This window comes from Streptomyces sp. NPDC029836 (assembly GCF_055574495.1).
In genome coordinates this window covers 92,556-116,561 of sequence record NZ_JBVHZI010000010.1, presented here as the reverse complement: position 1 = coordinate 116,561, position 24,006 = coordinate 92,556, and the positions used below count along the sequence as shown (strand labels likewise).

General features: G+C 72.7%; 20 protein-coding genes. 14 read left to right on the top strand and 6 right to left on the bottom strand.

The annotated features are described in order from the left end of the window. Positions 1–91: 91 nt before the first annotated feature. The 3 genes from ACZ4XJ_RS26435 (at position 92) to ACZ4XJ_RS26425 (ending at position 3,379) form a co-directional block, all read left to right on the top strand. Positions 92–1,453, top strand: coding sequence for a DUF2252 domain-containing protein (locus ACZ4XJ_RS26435; protein WP_362878676.1), 1,362 nt, complete (start codon positions 92–94; stop codon positions 1,451–1,453). Between the two features lie 224 nt (positions 1,454–1,677). Then, a complete protein-coding gene (locus ACZ4XJ_RS26430; RefSeq protein WP_468497614.1) occupies positions 1,678–2,634 on the top strand; it encodes an alpha/beta hydrolase fold domain-containing protein in 957 nt (318 codons plus the stop codon). Between the two features lie 544 nt (positions 2,635–3,178). Further along, on the top strand, positions 3,179–3,379 hold the full coding sequence (locus ACZ4XJ_RS26425; protein ID WP_468497613.1) for a hypothetical protein: 201 nt from the start codon (positions 3,179–3,181) through the stop codon (positions 3,377–3,379). Positions 3,380–3,470: 91 nt separating this feature from the next. Here ACZ4XJ_RS26425 and ACZ4XJ_RS26420 read toward each other — a convergent pair whose 3' ends face one another. After that, positions 3,471–4,568: a LacI family DNA-binding transcriptional regulator gene (locus ACZ4XJ_RS26420; RefSeq protein ID WP_468497612.1), complete on the bottom strand. Its 1,098-nt coding sequence runs from the start codon at positions 4,566–4,568 to the stop codon at positions 3,471–3,473. A 393-nt stretch (positions 4,569–4,961) separates the two neighbouring features. Between ACZ4XJ_RS26420 and ACZ4XJ_RS26415 the strand changes: the two genes are divergently transcribed. The 9 genes from ACZ4XJ_RS26415 (at position 4,962) to ACZ4XJ_RS26375 (ending at position 15,824) form a co-directional block, all read left to right on the top strand. After that, a complete protein-coding gene (locus tag ACZ4XJ_RS26415) occupies positions 4,962–6,287 on the top strand; it encodes an MFS transporter (protein WP_468497611.1) in 1,326 nt (441 codons plus the stop codon). A gap of 172 nt (positions 6,288–6,459) precedes the next feature. Then, positions 6,460–7,356, top strand: a complete 897-nt coding sequence (surE, locus tag ACZ4XJ_RS26410) for a 5'/3'-nucleotidase SurE (protein ID WP_468497724.1) — start codon at positions 6,460–6,462, stop codon at positions 7,354–7,356. Between the two features lie 194 nt (positions 7,357–7,550). After that, entirely contained in the window at positions 7,551–8,708 is a 1,158-nt protein-coding gene (locus ACZ4XJ_RS26405) for a saccharopine dehydrogenase family protein (RefSeq protein ID WP_468497610.1), read from the top strand. Next, positions 8,705–9,340 carry a TetR/AcrR family transcriptional regulator gene (locus ACZ4XJ_RS26400; RefSeq protein ID WP_362878570.1) on the top strand — a complete coding sequence of 212 codons (636 nt, stop codon included), beginning with the start codon at positions 8,705–8,707 and terminating at the stop codon, positions 9,338–9,340. The genes ACZ4XJ_RS26405 and ACZ4XJ_RS26400 overlap by 4 nt, the downstream gene beginning before the upstream one ends. A gap of 624 nt (positions 9,341–9,964) precedes the next feature. Beyond that, positions 9,965–11,215, top strand: a complete 1,251-nt coding sequence (locus tag ACZ4XJ_RS26395; RefSeq protein ID WP_468497609.1) for an MFS transporter — start codon at positions 9,965–9,967, stop codon at positions 11,213–11,215. A 182-nt stretch (positions 11,216–11,397) separates the two neighbouring features. Beyond that, positions 11,398–12,414, top strand: a complete 1,017-nt coding sequence (locus ACZ4XJ_RS26390; RefSeq protein WP_468497608.1) for a hydroxyacid dehydrogenase — start codon at positions 11,398–11,400, stop codon at positions 12,412–12,414. Between the two features lie 142 nt (positions 12,415–12,556). Further along, positions 12,557–13,870: an ABC transporter substrate-binding protein gene (locus ACZ4XJ_RS26385; protein WP_362878565.1), complete on the top strand. Its 1,314-nt coding sequence runs from the start codon at positions 12,557–12,559 to the stop codon at positions 13,868–13,870. 98 nt (positions 13,871–13,968) lie between these two features. Continuing rightward, entirely contained in the window at positions 13,969–14,901 is a 933-nt protein-coding gene (locus ACZ4XJ_RS26380; RefSeq protein ID WP_468497607.1) for a carbohydrate ABC transporter permease, read from the top strand. Further along, a complete protein-coding gene (locus ACZ4XJ_RS26375) occupies positions 14,898–15,824 on the top strand; it encodes a carbohydrate ABC transporter permease (RefSeq protein WP_362878561.1) in 927 nt (308 codons plus the stop codon). Before ACZ4XJ_RS26380 ends, ACZ4XJ_RS26375 begins: the two co-directional genes overlap by 4 nt. Positions 15,825–15,922: 98 nt before the next feature. Here ACZ4XJ_RS26375 and ACZ4XJ_RS26370 read toward each other — a convergent pair whose 3' ends face one another. From ACZ4XJ_RS26370 to ACZ4XJ_RS26355, 4 genes are read right to left on the bottom strand one after another with little or no spacing between them, the layout of a single operon-like run. Continuing rightward, positions 15,923–16,753 carry a glycosyltransferase family 2 protein gene (locus ACZ4XJ_RS26370; protein ID WP_468497606.1) on the bottom strand — a complete coding sequence of 277 codons (831 nt, stop codon included), beginning with the start codon at positions 16,751–16,753 and terminating at the stop codon, positions 15,923–15,925. Beyond that, positions 16,750–17,742 carry a glycosyltransferase gene (locus tag ACZ4XJ_RS26365; protein ID WP_468497605.1) on the bottom strand — a complete coding sequence of 331 codons (993 nt, stop codon included), beginning with the start codon at positions 17,740–17,742 and terminating at the stop codon, positions 16,750–16,752. The genes ACZ4XJ_RS26370 and ACZ4XJ_RS26365 overlap by 4 nt, the downstream gene beginning before the upstream one ends. Next, positions 17,739–18,797 (bottom strand): glycosyltransferase, encoded by a 1,059-nt coding sequence (locus ACZ4XJ_RS26360; protein WP_468497723.1) that lies wholly within the window; start codon positions 18,795–18,797, stop codon positions 17,739–17,741. The genes ACZ4XJ_RS26365 and ACZ4XJ_RS26360 overlap by 4 nt, the downstream gene beginning before the upstream one ends. Positions 18,798–18,802: 5 nt before the next feature. Then, positions 18,803–19,897, bottom strand: a complete 1,095-nt coding sequence (locus tag ACZ4XJ_RS26355; RefSeq protein ID WP_468497604.1) for a glycosyltransferase — start codon at positions 19,895–19,897, stop codon at positions 18,803–18,805. A gap of 517 nt (positions 19,898–20,414) precedes the next feature. On the opposite strand from ACZ4XJ_RS26355, the gene ACZ4XJ_RS26350 reads away from it, so the two are divergent. Both ACZ4XJ_RS26350 and ACZ4XJ_RS26345 read left to right on the top strand, forming a co-directional pair. Then, the gene (locus tag ACZ4XJ_RS26350; RefSeq protein WP_468497603.1) at positions 20,415–20,945 is read left to right on the top strand and encodes a DUF5133 domain-containing protein; all 531 of its coding nucleotides are present in this window, start codon (positions 20,415–20,417) and stop codon (positions 20,943–20,945) included. Between the two features lie 260 nt (positions 20,946–21,205). Next, positions 21,206–22,498, top strand: coding sequence for a cation:proton antiporter (locus tag ACZ4XJ_RS26345; protein ID WP_362878672.1), 1,293 nt, complete (start codon positions 21,206–21,208; stop codon positions 22,496–22,498). Positions 22,499–22,648: 150 nt separating this feature from the next. Here the strand turns inward: ACZ4XJ_RS26345 and ACZ4XJ_RS26340 are convergent, their stop codons facing one another. Further along, on the bottom strand, positions 22,649–23,674 hold the full coding sequence (locus ACZ4XJ_RS26340) for a glycoside hydrolase family 26 protein (RefSeq protein ID WP_468497602.1): 1,026 nt from the start codon (positions 23,672–23,674) through the stop codon (positions 22,649–22,651). Positions 23,675–24,006: the final 332 nt, after the last annotated feature.

Below are 24,006 nucleotides of genomic sequence, written 5' to 3'. Positions count from 1 at the left end.
GCGTCGCGGAGGGCCGCCCGCCGGTCCGGCGCACCGGGCGTTCCCCCGGACGGCGCACACCCGGAGCCGGTGATATGACTGGGGGATGGCAATGGCTCCGCCCCCGTCCCCCGAGGAACGGGCCCGCTCCGGTCGGGCGCGGCGCAAGCGGCTGCCCCGGTCGGAACACGCGGCGACGCCCCCGCCCGACAGCCGCCCGGACCCGGTGGCCCTGCTGGCGGCGCAGGGCGCGGACCGGCTGCCCGAGTTGCTGCCGTTGCGGTACTCCCGGATGGCGGCCGGACCGTTCCCCTTCCTGCGCGGCGCGGTGGCCGTGATGACCGCCGACCTGGCGTCGACCCCGCACAGCGGGCTGGTGGTGCAGTTGTGCGGGGACGCGCACCTGCTGAACTTCGGCCTGTACGCCTCGCCCGAGCGGGCCCTGCTGTTCGACCTGAACGACTTCGACGAGACGCTGCCGGGCCCCTTCGAGTGGGACGTGAAACGGCTCGCGGCGAGCGTGGCCGTGGCTTCCCGGGACAACGGGCACGGTGACAAGGCCGCCCGGCGCGCCGCCGGGGCGGCCGCCGCCGCGTACCGGCGGAACATGCGCCGGCTGGCCGGATTGGGTGAACTCGCCGTCTGGTACGAGCGGGTGGACAGCGCGGAGGTGCTGCCTCTGGTACGACGACGGCACCGGGAGCGGGTCGCGTCGGGGCTGGCGCGGGCCCGGCGGCGGACCAGTCTCCAAGCGCTGGACAGGCTGGCCGAGGTGGTGGACGGCAGGCTCCGGATCCGGTTCGAGCCGCCGCTGTTGGAGCCGGTCGACTCCCTCGACGAGGCGATGGTGGAGCAGGTGTTCCAGGAGTACCGGGCCTCGCTGCCGGAGGAACGGCGGCTCCTGCTGGACCGGTTCCACGTGGTGGACGTCGCCCGCAAGGTGGTGGGCGTCGGCAGTGTCGGCACCCGCTGCTTCGTGGTGCTCCTGACCGGCCGCGACGACGCCGACCCGCTCTTCCTCCAGATCAAGGAGGCCGTGCCGTCGGTGCTGGAGGCCCCCCTCGGACCGTCGGCGCACCGGCACTCCGGGCACCGGGTGGTGGCCGGACAACGGCTGCTCCAGGCGGCCGCCGACATCTTCCTGGGCTGGGCCACGGGACCGGAGGGCCGGCACTTCTACTGGCGGCAGTTGCGCGACATGAAGGGCTCGGCGGACGTCGCCGGCATGGACCCGCTGATGCTGGAGGGGTACGCCCGCCTGTGCGGCCGTACGTTGGCCCGGGCGCACGCCCGGACCGGCGACCGGTGCGCGATCGCCGGCTACCTGGGCGCCGGGGACTCATTCGACGAGGCCGTCACCCGCTTCGCCCTGGACTACGCGGACCTGACCCTGGCCGACCACGCCGCGCTCACCGCGGCCCTGACCGACACCGACACCCCTTCGCGCTCCGCGCGCCGGTCGGGACGCCGCTGACCCGGGTCCGCAGCCGCCCGAGCGGCCCGTACGACCGGCCGGGAAGTCATCCGCCCCGTGGGCTTGTGGTCAGCCGAAACGCGTCGCTAGTGTTCTGATTACACGTGTAACAAGTCATGCCTCCCCCAGCGGACCCACGCAAGCATTTCGGACGAACGTCACGAAGCCTGCGTCCGCGCCGGGACCCGCCGGCCGCCACGGCCGCGCCGAATCGAAGGGCCGCAATGACGCAATCCCCCACGGCCGGGTTGGACCTCGCCGACATGACCTGGCCGCCCCCGCCCTACCAGCCCCCCGTACCGCCCCGGACGGGCGCCGACGGCGTACGGCTCTTCGACGGGGTCACCTACGCGACCACGCCGGGGTTCCGGCCCCGGCTGCTCGACGTGCGGACCCCGGCGGGCGAGGGTCCGTTCCCGGCGGTCGTGTGGATCCACGGCGGCGGCTGGCTGGACGGCGACCGCCGCTACCCGCCGCCGACCGTGCCCGCCGAACTCCTCCACGGCGCGGTCCTGGACGCCGGGCTCGCCCTGGTCTCCATCGACTACCGGCACAGCCTCGAAGCCCCGTTCCCGGCCCAACTGCACGACGTGAAGGCCGCGATCCGCTACGTCCGCGCTTTCGCCGAGGTCCTGGGCATCGACCCGGACCGGATCGGCGTCTGGGGGGAATCGGCGGGCGGCCACCTCGCGGCCCTCGCCGGACTCGTCGGCCCCGGCAGCCCGGACGGCGCCGCCCTGGAGGGAGCGCACGGCGTCGGCTCCGGGGACACCGGAGTGCTGGCCGTCGTCGACTGGTACGGGGTCTCCGACCTGACCGCCCTCGCCGAGCACCCCATGCCGCCGATGCCCGGCGCCGACGGGTTCCCCGACCCGTACGAGGCCCTACTGGGCGGCACCGAGGCCGAACGCCCCGCGCTGGCCCGGGCCGCGAGCCCGGTGACGTACGCCGACGGCACGAACCCGCCGCCGCCGTTCCTCCTGGTCCACGGCACCCGGGACGGGCTGGTCCCGTACAGCCAGAGCGAGGTCCTCGCGCGGGCGCTGGAGGGGGCCGGTGGGGCGGTCACCCTGCGGCCCGTGGACGGCGCCGACCACATCTTCCTCGGCTCGCCGGACGTCGGGAGGATCGTCACCGAGAGCGTCGCCTTCCTCGCCAGCCACCTCGGCGCCGGGGCCTGACCCGGGTCCCTGCCACGCGCCGACCGGAGGCGACCTCGGAGCGCCGTACGCCACGCGGACAACACCTCCGGTCGGCCCTGCCCACACCCACGCCCCCACGCGCCCCCGCACCCACGGCCGCGGCCGCTCCCGCGGTCCGGAAAGGCAGTCCTGTCCACCTCCCCCGCCACCACCACCGCCGACACCCCCACCGGCAGACCCGGCGCCTCCGGGGCGAACCGGGGGCCGCGGCGCGCTCGCGTCGGGTCTGCTGCTCCTCCGAGGCGCCGCGCTTCTGGCCCTCGTCATCCGCCCCGACGTCGTGCATCCGCCCTTCCAGGGCCTGGACGAACGCCGGCTGCGCTGGATGGGCGGGCCGCACGAAGGGCCGTACGCCGCCGTGGCCGCCGCGTTCAACTAGGTTCGGCGGACCGTCAGGAACCGTCGTCCCGCTCGTCCTGCTCGCGTTGCTGCTGCTGGTACGGCGGCGACTGCTGTCCGCCGGTTTCCTGCTCGTCACCTACCTGGGCGCCCACATGCCGTCATCCAGGGGCTCAAGCACCTGGTGGACCGGCCGCGCCCGGTGAACCCGCCGGTCTGCGTGAACCACCGGCTGACCGACACCGCGGCCGGCGCGGCAGCCGGCGCCGGGGTCGGCCTACTGGCCTGGTGGTTCCGCGCACCCGCGCTGCTGCGGGAGCGGGCACGTGTGCACGACCGCCGGGGGGCGGCCGCGCACACGCCGGACCCCGTCCCGCAGGGCTGAAGGCGACGGGCGGGACCGGAGGGGAGTCCCGCCCGTCGTACGGACCGGCCCGAACGGCGCGGCCGGCGCCGGCCGGGATACCGGCCGTCGATCAGGAGGTCTCGCGGGGAACGAGGACGGCTTCGACGGGCGGCAGGTCCGGGGCCGTCCCCGTGGAGATCAGCTCGTGCAGGCAGTCCGCGATCCGCGCGGGCGACGGCAGTTCCAGGCGCACCGACGTGAGCGCGGGCTGCTGGAACGCGGACAGGACCAGGTCGTCGGAGCCCACGACGGCGACCTCGTCCGGTACGACGACGCCCTCGGCACGGAACGCGTGCAGCAGCAGGGTGGCGTACTCGTCGTTGTAGGCGAACACCGCGTCGAGCCCGAGGCCCCGCCACCGCCGGGCCAGTTCGGTCGCCGATGCGCGCGTGTAGGCCAGTTCGAGCGGAGTGACGGTCGCCATGTGCCGGGCCGCGACCGATTCCGCGCCGGCCAGGCGCGGCCGGGCCAGCGTCCCGAGACCGCGCTCCTGTGGCACGACCACGCCGATCCGGGTGCGGCCACGGGCGATGAGGTGCTCGGCCGCGGTGGCGCCGATGTGCGCGTGGTCGAAGCCGACGGTGTGCACGCCCTCGACGGGGTGCGCCGCGAACGCCAGCAGCCCGCGCACGCCCGCCCGGCGTAGCAGTTCGGCCGCCCGGGGCGGGAACCGGTCGCCGTCCAGAGCGACGACACCGGCCGGACGCAGCTCCGCCCAGGCCCGTGCGGCGTCCACGGGGTCGTCGAAACGGCCCGCGTGCAGCACGGCCGTGTAGCCGTGCCGGTCCAGCTCGCCGTGCAGGTCGTCGACCCAGTCGCTGACCAAGCGCCCTATGGCGGAGACCGAGGAGGGCATCAGCACGAGGTTGCTGCGTCCGGCCCGCAGGGACCGGGCCGCGGCGTGCGGTACGTAGCCCAGCCGGCGGGCCGCGTCGAGCACGCGGGCCCGGGTGGCCTCGCTGACGCGGTGGCCCTGGGTGTCGTTGAGGACGAAGGAGACGGTGGCGCGCGAGACGCCCGCGAGTCGGGCCACGTCCGCACTCGTGGTGGCGGCCGTGGCCGGCGGGGTCGTTGTCTCGGTCGCCGTCTTGGTCGTTGCCTCGGTCGTCGTCTTGGGCGTCGTCTTGGGCGTCGTCTTGGGCGTGGGGACCCGGGTTTCATCGGCCATGGCGTCCCTCGACGTTCCTCGTGCTCCGCGCGCGTTTCCTCGTTCGAGGTTACACGAGTCAGATCACGAGGCCCGGAGAGCCGCCCGACGGCACGCACACACCCACGGCGGCCCGACCGCCCTCGCTGGGCCACCGTGGTCACGATCTGCACCGCGACCCTTCCCAGGCCCTGGCGGAGCCTCCGAATGGGTGCTACACAGTCTCCAGCGCCGTTGGTGACACGTGTAACAACACCCCACGTCGACGGGCCCGTCGGCCCACGGCTCCGGGCAACACCCCTGCCCTGCCGCCCGTCGCCCGTCGCCCCGCTCCCGCCGCCGCCCACGCGGCGCCCCTCCCCCACGCTCGACCGCTGCTCGCCACCTCCCCGCACCGTCCCCCGAGGAGTCGTCATGGCCACGAACGAAGTCGCCGGCCCGCCCGTCCCCGCAGTCGCCGAACCACCCCGCCAGCGCGGGCTGTTGCCGCTGCTGCTGGTCGCCAACTCCGCGATGATGGCGGTCTACATGGGAGTCGGTTCCGTACTCCTGCCCACCCAGATCGCGGCGATCGCCCCGGACGACAAGGTCGCCGTGCTGGGCCTGATCGGTGGGATCAGCGCCATCTTCGCGACCGCCTTCAACCCGATCGCCGGTGCGCTCTCCGACCGCAGCGGCCGGCGCGGGCCGTGGGTGCTCGGCGGCGCCCTCGCCTCGCTCGTGGGGCTCGCGTTCCTCGGGAGCGTGAGCACCGCTCTGCTCGTGGGCATCGGCTGGTGCCTCGTCCAGGCGACCATGAACGTCTACCAGGCCGCCGTCACCGCCATCGTGCCCGACCGGCTACCCGCGGTCCGCCGCGGTACCGCGTCCGCGCTGGTGGGCCTGGGGTTGCCCATCGGGGGGACCGTCGGTGTCCTCGTCGCCTCCCGGACCGCCGAGCACCTGCGCGTCGGGTACCTCGTCTTCGGCGCCGTCATCGCCCTGGCCGCCGTGCTGCTCACGACGTTCTGCCGGGACGTCCGGCGCACGGAGCCGACGGATCGCACCGACGCGGCGGTGGGCGCCACGGCGGAAGCCGGAACCGGCCCGACGGATCCCTCCGGGTCGACGACCGCGGTCACGAGGGCGGCCAAGGGCGCCCAGTGGGCCGCCTTCCTCTCCGCGCTGGCCAACCACGACTTCCGGTGGGCCTTCATCGGCCGGGCCCTGATGGTCCTCGGCTACTTCTCCGTCGTCGGCTACCAGCTCTACATCCTCGGCGACCACATCGCGCTGCCCCAAGGACTGACACCGCCCGCCGCCATGGCCGTCCTCACCCCCGTGTCGATGGTCGCGATGGCCGTGTCCACGGTGGTCGGTGGGCTGCTGTCCGACCGGTGGAACCGCCGCAAGGTGTTCGTCGGGGTCTCCGCCGCGCTGGCCGGTCTCGTCATGGTGGTTCCGGTCATCAGCCCGACCTGGACGGGCATGCTCGTCTTCAGTGCGCTCAACGGGCTCGCGTTCGGCTGCTTCATGGCCGTCGACACCGCCCTCGTCACCCTGGTCCTGCCGCGGGCCGAGGACGCCGCCCGCGACATGGGCGTCCTCAACGTCGCGAACGCGGGGCCGCAGATCATCGCCCCCTTCGTCGCCTCCGCCGTGGTGACCGCGCTGGGCGGCTACACCCCGCTGTTCCTCGTCGGCGGAGCCCTTTCGCTGATCGGCGCCCTCGCGATCCTCCCGATCCGCAGCGTGCGCTGATCTCCCCCGGGCCCGTCCGCGCGACGGGCCCGCCCGCCCCGCACTCCGGCGGGCGGGCGCCGAGGGTCGCCCGCCCGCCGGTCACCACCCGGCCCGGCCCACCCTCACGACCCTTCCGTCCCGCACGTCCCTCCCCGCACCTCCCTCTCCGAAGGAGCACTCCGTGAGACGCATGCGAGTTCTGTCCCTGGCCGCCCTGGTGCTGTGCGCGCCCGCCCTGGTGGGTACGGCGCCCGCCACCGCCTCACCGCAGGGCCCGCCCGCCGGCCCGCTGCGCATCCTGCTCACGAACGACGACGGTTACGACGCTCCGGGCATCCGCAAAGCGTACGAGCGCCTGACCGCGGCCGGGCACGACGTCACGATCGTCGCCCCGCTCACCAATCAGAGCGGCACGGGGACGAAGATGACGAACGCCCCGTCCGTGAGCGTGAAGCACCCCGAGCCGAAGGTGTGGGCCGTGGACGGCACGCCCGGCGACTCGGTGGCCTTCGGGCTCGCGGAGGTCTTCCAGGGCCGCGCTCCGGACCTGGTGGTCTCCGGGACGAACTTCGGCCCGAACGTCGCCGGGCTCGCCACGCATTCCGGGACCGTCGGCGGCGCCGTCACCGCGCTGGAATCGGGGGTCCCGGCCATCGCCCTGAGCACCGGCGCCCTGACCGTGCCCGACCCCGTGACGACCGTCAACGCGATGGTTCCCACGATGGACTTCGCCGTGAAGCTGATCGACCGGCTGCGGGCCCGCGCCCGGTCCGGTCCGCTGCTGCCCGAGGGTGTGGGCCTGAACGTCAACCACCCGGTCATCGGCGCTGACGGCAAGGGCACGGCCGCCGGGGTCGCCACCACCTTCCAGGACCCGCAGACGGTCCTGGAACCGGAGTTCACCGACGCCGGCGACGGCACCTGGAAGGTGGCGGTCAAGGTGTCCCTGCGGCCCGCCGCCAAGGGTGGTGACCTGGAAGCCGTGGCCGCCGGCCGGATCGCCGTCAGCCCCATGAACGCCGACTGGAACACCGGCACGGCCGACCGGGTCGTGACGTCCGTCCTGCTGGCCGGGCTCCGCCCGTAGGCCTTCCCGTCCACCCGCCGGGCCGGGGGCGGGGGCGGAACGTTCCGTCCCAGTCCCCCGGCCGGGCCGGGGCGTCCGGCAGCCTCCCGACGGTCGGCGGTCCTCGCCGTTCGGGGTGGGACGTCCGGGCGCTCCGGCCGCTCCGACGACCACCCCGGTCGCATTTCTAGGTCGTCTGACCTAAAGTAAGGCCCATGATCACCGAATCGATCGACGAGCTGCGCCATGACCCCTCCGGCCCCGTGCTGATCACCGGCGGGTACGGCACGGTGGGTGCCGAAATCGCCCGCATCCTGGCCGTGGACACCCCGACCCTGCTGACCGGCCGCACGCCGGGCCGGGGCGCCGCGCTGGCCGCCGAGACCGGGAGCGAGGTGCGCGCCTGGGACCTGGCGGACCCGTCCCCGTTCCGGGCGGCCGTCCGGGCCGTGATCAGCTCGGTCAACGACCCTGAGGACAGGGTGCTGTTGGCCGCCGCGGCGGCGGGTGTCCCGTACGTCGACATCACCCGGTGGACGGGTCGGCTGCAACGGGCCGTCACCGTCGCCGCCCTGCTCCGCCCGACCGCACCGGTGCTGCTGTCGTCCGCCTGGATGGGCGGGGTCAGCAGCCTGGTGGCGGCCGTCCTGGCCGAGGAGCTGGGCGGCGCCGAGCGGGTGGAGATCGCCATTCGCTGGGACATGGCCGACCGGGCGGGCGCGGACTCCGTGGAGTTCATGGACCGGCTGGGCGTGGCCTTCGAGGTGGTGGACGGCGGTAGGCGCCGGTTGGCCGCGCCGATGACGGAGTCCCGTACGGTCCGCATCGACGGAACCTCCGTACGCGTCGCCCGCATCGACACCCCGGAGCAGTACACCCTGCCGCTGACCCTCGGCACGGCCACCGCGGCCACCCGCATCGGATTCAGCTCCCCGGCCGCGACCCGGGCGCTCCTCGCACTGCGCGGCACGGGCTTCTTCCGCTGGGCCGACGGCGAACGCTGGGCTCCCGCCCGTCGGGCGCTGCTCCACTCGCCGGGCGAGGGCGGCACCGCCCGGCTGCGGATCGACGTCGGCCACGGCGGGCGCTCGCGCACGGCGACCGTCGCCGACCCGCGCGGGCAGCACCACTTGACGGCTGTCGGAGCCGTTCTGGGCCTGCGCCGCGTACTCGGCACGGACGGCTCCCCCGCCCCTCGGGGCTTGGCCTTCCCGGAACAGCATCCGGATCCGGCGCGCGCGCCCGCCCAGCTCGCGGCGCACGGCGTCGAGGTCACGGTGGACGGGGAATCGGGCACGGGCTCCGAGCGGCGGGAAGCACCCCACGAACACGGCGCCGGGAGCGGTCGGGCCGGGACGGGGGCCGCCGCGTGAGCGCGGGACCGACGCCCAAGGGGCAGCAGCGCCGAGCGGCCCTCCTCGACGCCGCCGAACGCGTCCTCACGTCCGCCGGCGGATCGGAACTCACCTTGCGGGCGGTCGCCGAGGAGGCCGGGGTCCGCCTGGGGCACCTCCAGTACTACTTCCCGGCCCGCACCGACCTCTTGTCGGCGCTCCTGGAGCGGGTCCTGACCCTGTCCCTGGAACGCGTCACCCACCTCACCGACACCGCTCGCACGGCGGAGGCCGGCCCCGGTTCCGGACGGGGCGCCGGCCTGGACGCCGCACTCGACGCCCTCCTCGACGGTGTCCTCTCCGATCACGACGACCCGCGTCTGGTGCGGCTGTTCACCGAGGTGTGGGCCCTCGCCGCCCACGACGAGGAGGCGGCCGCGGCGGTCCGTGCCTTCTACGACCGGTACGCCGCGCACGTGGCCTCGTTCGTCCGGGACAACGCACCCGGGGTGTCGGCGGCCGACGCGCACCACCGGGCGGAGGTCTTCGTCATGCTGATGGAGGGGTCCGCCCTGTTCCGCTCCGGCATCACGGGGCGCCGCAGCACCGGCACCGACGCCCGCCTGCGCTCGGCCGCCCGCACCCTGCTGGGAGGCGGCGCGCAGTCCTGATCGTCGTCCGCGCGCGGATGCGACCGGATCGGGGCGCGGCCCAGGGTGGTGTACGGCCACGAGGACATCGGCCTCCGGACGTGTGGTGGTGCGCGACGGGACCGGGATGACGGGCAGCGGCTACGGCCGGCACCCGGCGGCGCGGCACGTCGGCATCGGGACCGCGCTGGACATGCTCGACCGGGCGGTGGCGGCGCTCCCGCTGCCGGACGAGGGACGGGCTCTGCGGGGGGCCGACCCGGGTGCGCCTCGGATGGCAACGCGTTGGAGCCGATGGCCCGCGTCGTGGCCGGCGCCCGCGGCCGGGCGCCGGGCATCGCGGTGGCGGTCACGCACACCGACATCCGGGGGAACGATTTCAACGCGCTGGTGGAGACCCTCGCCGCCCCGGAGAGCTGCTCCGGGCGTTCCGGTCCGGCCTCACGACCCGGGTGCGGGCCCGCCCGGCGGACGCCCGCACGAACTGGCGGGTGCAGTTGCTCCGCGCGGCCCGAACGGACACCCCCTCGCCCGGATAGCGACCGGCAGCGGTACGGGTCCGGCGATCCCGGACCGCGGTGGTACGGGCCCGGCGGCCTCGGTCGGCGTCCGGCTGGTTCCGAGCCCGCTGTTAGCCTGCCGTCCATGATCAAGGGGGGCCTGTCCGGCCGAATAAGCGGCGTGGCGGGGGACAGCGGGCCGGAGCGCGTGCTGATCGCCGCCAGTTTCGTCAACCGGGTCGGCAACGGTCTGTTCAACGCGGCGTCGGCGCTCTACTTCACCCTGGTCGTGGGCCTGCCCGCGGTGCAGGTCGGCGCCGCGCTCACCATCGCCGGGCTGATCGGCCTGGGCGCGGGGATACCCGGAGGGCATCTCGCCGACCGGCGCGGGGCCCGCACGATCATGATGGCGGCCCTCGCGGTCCAGGCGCTGTCGATGGCCGCCCTCGTCCTCGTCGAGAGCTGGGCCGCGCTCACGATCATCGCGACCGTCGACCAGATCGCCGCGGCGGCGGGTGGGGCGGCCTGGGGCGCGCTGGTGGTCCGGGTCGGGGGTGAGCGCCCCGCCCTGTTCCGGGCCAGGTTGCGCACCTTCGTCAACCTGGGCGTCATCCTCGGAACCGTCGGTGCCGGGTTGGCGCTGGCCGTGGACACCCGTGGCGCCTACGTCACGCTGATCCTCGGCAACGCGGCGAGCTTCGCCCTGTGCGCGGCGCTCCTGCTCCGCCTGCCCCGCTATCCGGTGCTGCCGGCGCCGCCGCGCCGGCGCCGGTGGGTCGCCTTCTCGGACCGCCCGTTCCTGACGTTCACCGCCCTCTACGGGGCCATGGGACTGCAATACCCGGTGGTCTCCCTGCTCCTGCCGATCTGGATCTCCGAGCACACCGAAGCGCCGCGCTGGACGATCGCGGCGCTGTTCGCCGTCAATGCCGCCTTCTGCGTGCTGACGCAGACCAGGATCGGCTCCCGGATCGAAACCCCGCACGACGGCGGCAGGGCGTTTCGCATCGCGGGTCTGCTGTTCCTCGTCAGCTGTCCGTTGATGGCGCTGGCGGCGCACACCCCGGTGTGGGCGGCGGCGGCACTGGTCCTGGCCGCCGTCTTCGTCCACAGCCTGGCCGAGGTATGGGAGTCCTCGGCGGCCTTCGCCCTCGGCTTCGGTCTCGCTCCCGACCACGCCCAGGGCCAGTACCAGGGCCTCCTCGGCCTCGGCTTCAACGCGGGCCAGGCCCTCGCCCCGGCGATCCTGACGACGTTGGTGCTCGGCCTCGGCACGACGGGGTGGCTGCTGCTGGCGCTGTTCTTCGCGGCGCTGGGCGCGGCCGGCCCCGCCCTCGCCCGCTGGGGCGTGCGGACCCGGCCCCAGCCGGGCGGCGTCGCCGCGGACGTGAAGTGATCGGGCCCGACGACCTCCCCGGGACACGGTTCCGCGACAACGCCATGAACGGACCAGCACGGGAACCAGACCACCATACGATCGTTTTGAGCGAATAGAGCTTTACGATCGATAGATCTTGACGATCGGAATCCGGCTCCATAGAGTCGGCGCGGCCTCACCCCGCCGCAAGGAGCACCCAGATGCCCGGTCGCCGCCCGCGGACCCTGCTCGCGATGGATCCCGCACTCCTGCCCCGCCTGCTCGACGAGGCCGGTTCCCGGCGCCTGCTCCAGGTCGCCGAGTCCGATCTCGACGTCGTCGCCGCCGACTTCACCACACCCGGGATCTCAGGCGCCCTGGCCGGGGCCGAGGTGCTCCTCACCTTCTGGGGAGCCCCCACGATCGACGCCCGGGCGCTGGCCGGGGCGCCGCGCCTCAGGGCCGTCGTGCACGCCGCAGGGTCCGTCAAGCACTTCGTCACCGACGCCTGTTGGGACCGCGGCATCACCGTCTCCTCCGCCGCGCACGCCAATTCCCTGCCCGTGGCCGAGTACACCGTGGCCATGGTGCTGCTCTCCAACAAACGGGTGATGCAGGTCCGCGAGGAGTACCGCCGCCTTCGCGGCCGGCCGCACGACTGGCACCCGGGGTACGGGCGGGCGGGCAACTACCGCAGGACCGTCGGCATCGTGGGGGCCTCGCGGATCGGCCGCCGGGTGATCGAGCTGTTGCACCCGTACGACCTCGAACTCGTGCTGTACGACCCGTACGTGACCGAGGGGGCGGCCGATCTCCTCGGAGTCCGCGCGGTGGGGCTCGACGAGTTGTGCCGGATCTCGGACGTCGTCAGCCTGCACGCGCCGGAGTTGCCCGAGACGCGCGCGATGATCGACCGCGGGCGGTTGGGGCTGATGCGCGACGGCGCCACCCTGATCAACACGGCGCGCGGCTCGCTGGTCGACGGCCCGGCGCTCACCGACGAGTTGACCGCCGGCCGCCTCCAGGCGGTCATCGACGTCACCGAACCGGAGGTCCTCCCGGCCGGCGATCCGCTGTACGACCTGCCCAACGTGGTGCTCACGCCGCACGTCGCGGGGTCGATGGGCAACGAGCTGCACCGGATGGCCGATTCCGCGATCGCGGAGATCGCCCGCTACGCGGCGGGCCTGCCCTTCATGCACCCGGTGCTCCGCGAGGACCTGACCCGTACCGCCTGATCCCCGCCCGCACGGAGCCCCGAACGCGCCCCTCCATACCCGGAACTGATCATATTGATCATTTGTTCATATGCTCTTGACGTTCATCTCGTGGGGGCGAATGATTCGAGCCGTTCAGCCCACTCGCCAAGGAGCAGTTCACATGACGTCCCAGTCCTTGCGTACCTGCGGTGCGGTTGCGGCAGCGCTCTCCCTCGCCCTCCTGGCCTCCGCGTGCGCCGGTTCCGACTCCCCCGCGGCCTCCGGCGCCGGCGGCGACAACGGCGGCAAGCCGGTGACCCTCACGTACTGGACCTGGACCAGCGGGGCCGAGGCCGCCACCGCCGAGTTCAACAGGACCCACACCGACATCCAGGTCCGGTTCTCGCAGATACCCGGCGGCCCGGACGGCTACAGCAAGATCAGCAACGCCATCAAGGCCGGTGACGCGCCGGACGTGACGACCGTCGAGTACAGCATGGTCCCGGAGTTCGCGAGCCAGGGTTACCTGAAGGACCTCACGGCGTCCTCCGGCGAGTTGGTCAAAAAGAGCTTCCCGGCGGGTGTGCAGAACCTGGTGACCTTCGGCGGCAGGACCTGGTCGGTCCCCTTCGACGCCACCCCGCAGGTGTACTTCTACCGCAAGGACCTCTTCGAGAAGTACGGCGTGAACGTGCCGACGACGTGGGACGAGTACCGCACGGCCGCCGAGAAGATCAAGGCCGCCGACCCCGCGGCGCGCATCGGTTCCTTCCCGACCGACGCCCCGCTCCAGGCGACCCTCTCCTGGCAGGCCGGCGCCCGGTGGTTCCGCGTCGAGGGCGACGCCTGGAAGCCGGCGATCGACGACGCCCCCTCGCAGAAGGTGGCCGCCTTCTGGCAGGGAATGCTCGACGACGACCTCGTGTTCCGCCACGGCGCCGGCACGCCCGAGGAGAGCAAGTCCAGGGCCGACGGGACGAGCGCGGGCGTCATCGGCGCCTCGTGGAGCGCGGGCCCGATGATCGCCGCCATGCCCGACCTCAAGGGCAAGTGGGGCGTCGCCCCGATCCCCCACTGGGGCACGCCCGCCAGCGGGATGTACGGCGGCACCAGCTTCGCCGTGCCGAAGGGAAGCCAACACGAGTCGGCCGCAGCCGAGTTCATCAAGTGGATGACCACCGATCCCGCCTCGATGCGGGCCCGCGTCGGCGCCCTGAAGAGCCCGAGCAGCGCCCTGCCCGCGAACCCCGCGATGGCCGAGGTCGCGGCGCAGGCCTTCGACACCTCCTACTTCGGCGGCCAGGACCTATACGCCCTGACCCGCGCGCAGGTCGCCACCATCGTCCCCGGGTGGACCTGGGGCCCCGTCTGGGGCAAGGTCGGCGCCGACTTCAAGGACGAGGCCGCGCGGGGCGGGCTGCCCGGCGCGCTGGCCAAGGCGCAGCGATCGGCCGCGACGGCCATCACCGACCGCGGTCTCGAACTCGCCGGTTGATCCCCCGCGGCGGCCGCCGACACCACCCCGCGCCGCGCCGACACCGCTTCGGACAGCAGCCCTCACCGGACCCGCACCCACGGCCAAGGAGCGCCCCCGTGGCACCGACCTCCCCCGCCCCGACCCCGCCCACGACCGCGAACCCGTTGCGCCGCCAACAGCGTTTCGCCGTCGTCCTGTTCCTCGCCCCGTTCTTCGTGCTGTTCACCCTCGTGACGATCGCACCGGTGGTGTACGCGGGATGGACCAGCCTGTTCCAGGAGCGCTCCTCGGGCCTCGGATTCGGCGGCGTGGAGCGCACGTTCGCGGGGACGGCCAACTACACGGCCGTCCTCGGCGACCCGGTGTTCCGGGCCTCGTTCCTGCACGTCGGCGCCTACTGCCTGGTCTACGTACCGGTGATGATCGGCGGGGCCCTGGGGTTGGCCCTGCTGGTCGACTCGGCGTACGCGCGGGCGGCCCGCTTCTTCCAGCTCGCGTTCTTCCTCCCGCACGCCGTGCCGGGGCTGATCGCCGCGCTGATCTGGATCTACCTCTACACGCCCGGACTCAGCCCGGTCATCGGCTGGATCGACGCCGCGGGCGGCAGCTGGGACTTCTTCTCGCCCGGCAACTCCCTGGCCTCGATGGTGAACATCGCCGTGTGGCAGTGGATCGGCTACAACATGGTGATCTTCTTCGCCGCGCTCCAGGCCGTGCCCCGCGAGGTCATCGAGGCCGCCACCGTGGACGGGGCCGGCGCCTGGCGCATCGCCCTGCGCGTCAAGGTCCCCGTCATCCGCTCCTCCGTGGTGATGACCGTCCTGTTCACCTGCGTCGGCGCCGTCCAACTGTTCACCGAGCCGCACCTGCTCTCCACCCGGGCCCAAGCCCTCGGCAACGACTGGTCACCGACCATGTACATCGTCAGCAAGGCCTTCGTGGACCAGGACTACGCGGGCGCGGCCGCCGCGTCACTGCTCCTGGCGCTCGTGGCCGGGGCACTGTCCTTCGTGGTCACACGGACGGGGAAGCGGTGGCAGGAATCATGAGCACGGACACCGTCACCCGCCGCCCGGACCGCCGGCCCCGCACCGCACCCGGCCGGCCCGCCGCCGCCCGTCCGCGCCGCCGGGCGCCGCGCGCCCTGGGCTCCAAGGCGGCCGTCAACACGGTGCTGGCCGTACTGGCGCTCTACACCCTGATGCCCGTCAGCTGGCTGTTGATCGCCGCCACCAAGAACCGTCGCGACCTCTTCGGCACCGACGGTTTCGCCCTCGGGGAGTTCCACCTCCTCTCGAACCTGCACGCGGTCTTCACCCATGACGACGGCATCTACGGGCGTTGGCTGCTCAACACGCTGCTGTACGCCGTGGTCGGTTCGGTCCTGTCCTCCCTGATCTCGATCGCCGCGGGGTACGCCTTCGACACCTACCGGTTCGCGGGCAAGGAGAAGCTCTTCGGACTGGTCCTCGCCGGCGTCCTGGTGCCCGGCGCGGTCCTGACCCTGCCCATGTACCTGCTGGCCTCGCAGGCGGGCATCTCCAACACGTACGGGGCGCTGCTGCTCCCCTCCCTGGTCAACCCGTTCGGCGTCTACCTCGCCCGGGTGTTCTCCGAGGGCTACGTCCCGTACGAGGTGATCGAGGCGGCGCGGGTGGACGGCGCCGGGGAGGTCCGGACGTTCCGCACCATCGCGCTGCCGATGCTGGCACCGGGGTTCGTGACCCTGTTCCTGTTCTCCTTCACCGCGAGCTGGAACAACTTCTACGGTGCGCTGGTCATGTTGAACGACGAGGAGCTGTACCCCGTGAGCCTCGGGCTCCACATGTGGAACCTGTCGGTGGCCGAGAGCCCCGAGATGTACTCGTTGGCCATCACCGGCTCGCTCGTGGCGGTGGTCCCGTTGGTCGCCGCGTTCCTCCTGCTCCAACGCTTCTGGCGCTCGGGCCTCACCGCGGGCGCGGTCAAGTAGCCGCCGGTGCGCCACCACCAGCGCCGTCCGTCGTTCCCCCAGGCGCCACAGTGCCTGCTGGACGGGGGTGCCGCTCTCGAAGTCCAGCGCCCCCGGCCCTACTTGCGACGCCACGTGTCGGTGGCCGGTTCGTATGCGGCCATGCCTCGGCTCGCGAATTCGCGCAACCAGCCCTCCATCGGCCAGGTGCCCCACCGTTCCCGGTAGATGGCGCCGTTGCGGAGGATGTCATCAACGTGTTGAACGGGCGGGTGTTGGGTGGGGTGGTACTGGTGGTACGCAGGAGCGCCGCCCACCCACCACAGGTCAACGCCTCGCTCGGCCGCGGTGGCGGCGAAGTCGGTGTCCTCGCCGCCGTACCCTGCGTAGGCCTCGCAGAAGCCCCCGATCCGTTCCCAGGTGGGGGCGGTGAGGGCGAACGACAGCGACCAGAACAGTCGGGGATCTCCCCCGCGCACGACCTGACCGTCCTCCGGTACGGGACGGGCAGGGTGCGGCCGGGCCATGCCGTGCAAGGAGTCGAGTCGGTAGCCGCCCGCGGGCGCGGGCGGCAAATAGGCGACGGTGCCGCAGAGCAGGGCGCCGTCACGAGCGGCCCGTGCGTAGCCGTTCAGGAGTTCCGGGCCGGGGACACAGTCCACGTCGAGGAAGACCAGGAGGTCCGCGCCGAAGGAGAGGGCCCGCTCGGCCCCGGCGTTGCGGGCGGCAGCCAGCGGCAGACGCCCGTCCTGCCGGGGCACGCCGATGACGTCCGCGGCGGGCTTCCTGCCGGCGGTGAGGGCTGCGATGGCGGGGTCCGCCATGGAGACGACCACGTAGTGGTCGGGGCCGGCCGGGCTCGCGGCAAGGCCGTCCTGCTGGAGGAGCAGGTGCTCGTGCCGGCCGGCCGCGAGGGTGATCACCGCGGTGCGCGGACGGGTTCCCGTCATGTTCGCCGAGCCAGGTCGGTGAGCAGGCGTGCCGCCTTGTGCGCGCCGTCGCCGGGCGACCAGTGCGCCCAGCGGTCGGGCCGTGCGGCGGCCTCCGCCAGGAGTGTCGGCCAGTCCTGCGGGTCGGGCCAGGCGTCCCGCACGGTGGTCAGGCCCGCCGCCCCCAGCGCCCGGGCCGTGGCGTGCTGTTCGCGATGGGGCCGTTCCTGGGGGATGACGAGGGTCGGGACCCGTGCTGCGGCGCATTCCGCGATGGCGTTCTGCCCGGCGTGGGTGAGCACCACGGTCGCGCCGCACAGGACAGGCCACGGGTCCTCGACCCAGGGTGCTCGATGACCGCCGATAACGGTCCACGCCCAGTCGGGGGTGGCCCAGGCCGCCTCCTGGATCTGCGGGACGGTGACGCCGGCCCCTCCCGCGCCCAACATCACCACGACCTCCCGTCGCGAAGGCGACGTGCCGCTGTCGGGGGTGGGGCGGGGCCGTCCGTCGTAGCGCGAGATGCCGCCGGTGTGGACGGTCTTGGCGTACCAGTGTCCGGGCCAGCCCGGTTCCGGGAGGCTGGACGGCCAGGGGGCCAGGAGGGCGTCCGCGAGGTCGTAGGCGAGGCGGTGACCTTCGTCCTGGCGGTCGCCCCGCATGGCGGCGACCACGACGGGGATGCCCATGAGGCGTGCCAGAGTGGCGGCCTCCACCGAGACGTCACTGACGAACAAGGCGGGGCTCTTCCACCGGATCCACTCGGCGATCGCTGCCATGCGCTCGCGGTGGCCGGGGTGGTGGGTCGGAACCCAGTGCAGCCGGCCATGTGCGGTCGGGTCGCCGGGGGCGTCGGCGGTGTCCTCCGGCAGCGGTACCCAAGGCCCCGGCCAGTCTGCGGGCCGGGGCAGGGAGGAGAGGATCGTGACCTCTTCCTCCACGTGTGCGGCGATGCACATGGCACGGTGCAGGTGTCCGCGCCCCTGGTGGTGGACGTAGTAGCCGATCACCGCATCACCTCTTCGTACAACCGGGTGTAGGCATCCGCTGTGCGGCCGAGGCAGCAGAAATCCTCCGCCCGTCGGCGGGCGTCCCGGCGGTCGAGTTCCATGACGCGCGGAATGAGGGCGGCCAGGGCGTCCACGTCCCCCGGCGGTGCCAGCAGCCCGCATTGCGGGGTGAGGATTTCCGCGAGGGCACCGCGGTCGAACCCGCAGACCGGTGTTCCACAGGCAAGTGCCTCGGCGACGACCAGACCGTACGGTTCGTCCCAGCCGGGCGTCACGAGGGCAGCGGCGCAGGACCCCAGAAGTTCGCCGAGCTGTCGGCGGTCCAGGTGCCCGGCGTAGACGGCGTCCTGCCCCAGGAGGGGGGCCACCTGCTCCTCGAAGTACCGCCGGTCCGAGATGGGTCCCGCCAGCCGCAGCGGTACACCGGCGGTGCGGGCGGCGAGGATGGCGAGGTGCGGCGCCTTCTCGGGGACGAAGCGACCCGACCACGCCAGTGCGTCGCCGCCGGGGCCCGGTTGCCAGAAGTCGATGTCGATGCCGTTGCGCACGACGTGTGCGGCGGGCACCGTCGGCTGCCAGGCCGTCGCGGTGAAGCGGCTGACCGCGGTGAACGTCACGGGGCACGCGTCGTGGCTACGGATGGCCGATTCCAGCCATGGCGTGGGCGGTGTGTGCAGCGTCGTCACCACCGGTATGCGCAGAGCCGGAGCCATGGCGACGGGGAGGTGGTGCAGGCTGTTGTTGTGCACGACGTCGAAACGGTCCTCGCCGTCACGAGCGAGGTCCAGCATGAGTCCCAGGTAGGCGTGGTGTTCCTTCATCCATACTTCGCTGGGCATACTCGCATCCGCGCGCGCCGCCGCGGAGAACTCGGCTGTGCGGACCGGGAGTTCGCACGCTCCGAGGGCGGGGTCGGAACCGGGTGCGGCGAAGAGTTCCACGTGGTGGCCGAGGCGGGTCAGGGCGTGTGCGAGGGACCAGGTGTGGGCTTCGAGACCTCCCGCGAAGGGTTCCGCGATCGGATGGCGCGCGGACGCGATGAGAGCCACCCGCATCGTGCTCACCGCAGAACGCTTTCGTAGAGGGCGCGGTGGGCGGCGGCGATCTCGGCGCGTTCACGCGTACGGTCCTTCGCGGTCGCGCGGCGGGCCGGTCCCTGCTCGTACGCCATCCGCACGGCCTTGTGCAGCGACTCGGCGTCCAGGCCGCCGTGCTGGTTGTGGCCGTAGGTGAGGCAGGGGTGTTGTTGGGCGTAGAAGCCGCAATCGGGGGCCACCACGGCGGTACCCAGGTCGTGGCACGCTTCCAGCCATCCGGAGTGGGTGCCGAACCGGTAGGGCAGCACCGACACGTCCAGTGAGGCGAGGTAGTCCCAGAGCTGCCCGTCGTCGAAGTAGTCGTGGACGCGGAGCGTCAGCCGACCCCGGTCGGCGAGTTCGACGAGTTCGCGCATGACGTCCGGGTCGTGCGCGGGAGCTGCGGGGTCCGCTACCTCGCGGTGGACGTCGACCTGGAGTTCCGCGTCCGGGAACTCGGCCAGCGCGTCGGCGAGGACGCGTACGACGGGCAGGACGGCCATGTTGGGGCGCAGGCTCTTGGCATGTACCCCCACGCGGAACCGGTCGTGGGCGGGCCGGGGCCGGGTCAGTCGCGGCAGTTCGACCACGTGCGGGTGGGGCAGCACGGTCGCCGGCCGGTTCCAGCGGCCGCGGATGGTCTGCGCGGCGCCCGGTGTGAGGGTGATCAGCCGGTCCGCGGCCGGGATGACGACGTCGAGGGCGGCGTCGTGAAGGGCCGGGTCCGACTGATGGGGGTTGCGGAGGTCGTGCACGGTGTAGACCAGCGGTTTGCCGTGGTGTCGGAGGGCGTCCACCAGTGCGGACAATTGAGCGGGGCTTTGCGCGTCGAACCCGAAGTGCAGGTGAAAGACGTCGAAGTCCTGGTGGTGCGTGCGCACCCAGTCCGGGTCCAACATGACCGGGGGCCACCAGCGCTGCGAGGTGCTGGGCGCCCCAGTGGGACGGGGGTCCGCCAGGCGGCTGACGCCGTCGGGTTCTTGCGCGGAGCAGTGCCGGACGTAGACGTGGCCCGCGGGAACCGAGGCGACGCGGATGTCGGGGACACTTCGGGGCTGTCGGGGTGGCTGTTCGGCCACGGTCTGCTCCTTCGATGGGCGACGGACGCGTGACCGCAGCCCGTAACAGCGACGTACTCAGTGTCGTGCGCTTGCGGCCGGCCCGCGCACTCGGACGCGACGGTTCCGGTCGGTCATGGCCGACTGGAGCCCTCGGACACCGGCAGGAAACGTCCGGAGGGGCCCTCCCCCGGACGGGTGAACCAACAGCAGGCACCTCCACCGCGAGAACAGCGTTCGCCATCAGGGACCCGCACCCGCTCCTCCCAGCGCGTACCCGGTTCATCCCGCATCACCCCTACGCATGTGCCGGGAGGGCGTTCGGCGGCAGCAGCACCGCGCGGACATCAGAACTGCTCCGCCGGGCATACGTCTCACGCGCGCCCCGCCGGCTCCTCACGCCGACTGCCGACTGCGACTGCTGAATGCCGATGCCGACAGGCGGGGACGACGATCAGGCGCACCATGGACACACGACACGTCTTCATCGACCGGGGGCCGTCGGCCCGGCCCCCGCCGCATCCCAGGAGGTGGGCCCATGGCCATGACACAGCCCGGCCCGCAGGCAGATCCGCACCGCCTCTCGCCTGCTCACCCCCTCCCCGCAGCTGTTGACATCGCCCGCGCGATCGGAATCCTCATGTCGCTGGTGCCGTGCGGGATCGAAACCGCCCGACACCTCGTGGTGCGTACTGCGAGGGCGACCGAGGGCGACGCACACCGAGCGGCAGGAGCGGCACTCGCCCTGATCCGTGGCCCCGATCCCCGCGACCCGGTGCAACAGGTGCTACGCACGGCCATCGCGGCCGCTCGTACGGTACGGGGGCCGGAGGTGCAACGGATTCACCCCGACGCGGACGTACTGCGCACGCATCTGGCCCGCTTCCAGCGGCTGCGGCATCTCGCCCTGACCGCTCCCGCCGACCCGGCCGTCCAGGCCCGGCTCGACGACGCCGCCTACACCCTGTGCGTACTCGTCGGGCGCCGGACACCCCACGCCGCACTCCGGTCCGCGCGCCAACTCCTCGCCGGGCGGCGTTACGACGTACGCGCCTCGGTCGCAGGCTGAACCATTCCCGACGTCCGGATCGTACGGATGCGCCCGGGCTTCCCGGTGAAACCGGAATTCGCCTCGGAGCAGCACCGGATCTCGCCGGGCTGCGGCGCGGGCACGGCCGGTTCCGCCGGCACCGGGTCGGCCACGTCCGTGGCGTCCCGGCGGTCCTCGCGTACGTGAGCCGCAGGGCGGGTTGAGGCTGGCCGTCGCAAGATCGGGTAGGCGGGCCCCACGAGGGCTTCGCTGGGGAATGGTGATCCGACTTGCTGGGTTTGACCGGAATTGACGTGGTGTACGCCTGCGCGGGACTGGGGGCTCTGGGCGCGGCCGTGCTGCCCACCGCGCTCGCGAAGCGGCCCCTGTCCCTGCCCATCGTGTTCCTGGCGGCCGGGTTCCTGGTGTTCCTGCTGCCGCTCGACGCACTTCCGACGCTCGACCCCGTCCGGCACCGAAGCGTGGTGGAGCACCTGACCGAGGTCTGTGTCGTCATCGCGTTGATGGGCGCGGGTCTGGCCATCAACCGGCCACCGGGCCGGCGTGCCTGGTCGACGACGTGGCGGTTGCTGGGTTTGGCCATGCCGCTGACGATCCTGCTCACCGCGGCCGTGGCGGGATGGCTGGTGGGGTGGCCTCCGGCCGTGGCCCTGCTGGTGGCCGCTGCCCTCGCTCCCACGGATCCGGTCCTGGCCGCCGAGGTGCGCGTGGGAGAGCCCTCCGACGACGAGGACGACGAGGACGAGGTCCGCTTCGCGCTGACCAGCGAGGCCGGGCTCAACGACGGTCTGGCCTTTCCTTTCGTCCTGGCGGCCATCGCGCTGACCACGGCTTCGGCGACGGGCTGGTCCACCGATGGACTCTGGCACTGGGTGTGGAGTGACATCCTGGTGCGCAGCGTGGTCGGATTGGCGGTCGGGTTCGGCGTGGGACGGCTCCTCGGCTGGATGTTCTTCCAGGCCTCCTGGAAGGCCCTGCGGCTCTCCGAACACCGCGAGGGCTTCGTGGCGGCGGCCGCGACCTTCACGGCGTACGGGCTGACCGAGATCTTGCACGGCTACGGCTTCCTGGCCGTCTTCGTCGCCGCCTGCACGATCCGCAACGCCGAACGCGGCCACCGGTACCACCGCGTCATGCACGCGTTCACCGATCAGATCGAACGGCTCCTCACCGCCGTCATCCTCTTCCTCGTCGGTGGCTACATCGCGGACGGCGGCCTCGCCGCGCTGACGTGGCGTGGAGCCGTTCTCGGACTCGTGCTCTTCCTGCTGATCCGGCCGGCCGTCGGTTGGGCCGTCCAGATGCGAGGTAGAGCCGTGGGCAAGGAGCGTGCCGCCGTAGCCTTCTTCGGGATACGGGGCATCGGTTCGTTCTTCTACCTGGCGTACGCCTTGGGCGAAGCAGACTTCGCCGCCCCTGCCCGTGAGTTGTGGGCGGTGGTGACCTTCACCGTGCTCCTATCGGTACTCCTGCACGGCGTCGCGGCCACACCCGTCACCACCCGGCTCGACCGCTCCGTCCCGGACGGACCACGAGCACGACGCGGCGATGCGCAGGTTCGCCCCGCGTGATGGCCTCCCGGACGGCTCGTACCTGGCGTGCAGGACCGGGGTCCTCCCTCCGCCGCGGGGAGCGGCCAACCGCAGCCGAACCGATGCCTCAGCGGCCCCCGACCTCACTGGGCCATACACCACGGGTCCCTCATCGGACCGTCGGCCGAGTCAGTCCGGCGGCCGGAGACCGGTGGCCGATCGGCCTTCCCGTTCAGGGGACAGGAGCTCCTGGAAGACTTGGGCGGAGCGTGGGTTCTCGGTGCACTGCCACACGCCGTGGGGGCAGTAGTCGGTGATGCTGTGGTAGAGGGGCCGGTGCTCGGCCATCCATTCCAACATGTCCCGCATGTACTCGGGGTTGTCGCCGTTGCGGAACAGTCCCCACTCGGGGTACGAGATCCGCTTGCCGTGCGCCTTCGCGAAGTCGACCTGCTGCTGGAGTCCGTAGGGCTGGGTTATCTGCTCGTCGAAGGAGTGGCCGGGCGGTTGGTCGTAGGAGTCCATGCCGATGATGTCGACCACGTCGTCGCCGGGGTAGCACCGGGTCCAGGCGATCGCGTCACTCCCGCGGTTGGGGGCGAAGTCGAAGCGGAACCGTTGGCCCTTCACCGTGCGCATGGCGCCCACGATGCGCCGCCAGTACCTCTTCCAGTTCTCGGGATCCGGCCGGCAGCGGTGGCTGTAGTTGAAACCGTTCATCTCCCAGCCGAGCACGATCACCGTGTCGGGTACCCCGATGGCGACGAGCCGCTTCGCCAGCCGCTGGAAGTGGTGGTCGTTCTCACCGCGCGCGCCGGCGCGGATCAGCTCGGCGACCCGGGCGTCGGGCACGCCTGCCTCGTTGCGCTCCTGCATGGGCACGTTCAGGACGAACAGCCGGTCGACCCTCGCCTTGCGCCATCGTGCCCAGCTGTGCAACGAATCAGGCGCACCCTCGATGTTGGCCCAGGTGTCGCCCGGCAGGTAGGTGTGGCCCGCACGCAGCTCGGTACCCCCGAGCCAGTGGGAAAGCCCTTCCATCCTGTCGACGCCGGGTGAGCCGTAGTGGAGGTAGGCACCCACCGCGACCTCGGGCCGGGCGTCAGCGCCGGCGACCTGTCGCTGCGGCGGGGCAAGGGTGCCCCCGGTGAGCAGCAGGCCGGCGGCAACCGTACTCACACAGACGCCCGTCATCCAGCGCCTTCTCCCAGACATGACACCTCCGTCCGAGTGGTGGAGCAGGGCCGGGCTCGCTCTCCGGCTCGCTCTCCGGCGCATTCGACTGCGGGGCCGCCCTCGGGCGGCGGTCGGCGCGCTCACGGGAGAACCGCCTGCCGGGCCGGGCCTTCGGATGCGGCCGGGGCTAGGACGAGGGCCGGCGCCGGTATGGCGTAGTCACTCATGGATCGCTCCGTCCGTATGCGCCTGCGTGCGCGGCACCGCGGGGTACGCATGCCCGACGCGGGGCACAGCACGCGATAGCGGCTACTCCACGTAACGATGCGCGAGGTTGGACGCCTCCACCATGCGAAGCAACCAAACGGGGT